Annotated in this window: 1 pseudogene; it reads left to right on the top strand. The window is 67.8% G+C overall.

The features are described 5' to 3' along the window. A pseudogene (locus AC5RUM_RS21515) lies at nt 1–354 on the top strand (glucose-6-phosphate dehydrogenase); the annotation flags it as partial.

Below are 354 nucleotides of genomic sequence, written 5' to 3'. Positions count from 1 at the left end.
CCGATGACCTGCGCGCGGAGAAGGAAAAGGTCCTGGCCGCGGTGCGGTTGCCGGAGGACCTGTCCACGCATTCGGCGCGCGGGCAGTTCGCCGGCGGCTGGCAGGGCGGGGAGCAGGTCCAGGGCTACCTGGAGGAGGAAGGCATCCCGGCCGATTCCACCACCGAGACGTTCGCCGCGATCCGGGTGGATATCAACACCCGGCGCTGGTCCGGGGTGCCGTTTTACCTGCGGGCGGGCAAGCGGCTGGGCCGGCGTGTCACGGAGATCGCGGTGGTCTTCAAGCGGGCACCGAACCTGTTGTTCCGTGACCATAGTGATGATGACTTCGGGCAGAACGCTGTGGTGATCCGGG

Source organism: Arthrobacter sp. B2060 (assembly GCF_059090445.1).
The sequence above is the reverse complement of the archived record's forward strand: the minus strand, read 5'-3'. Positions and strand labels throughout refer to the sequence as shown.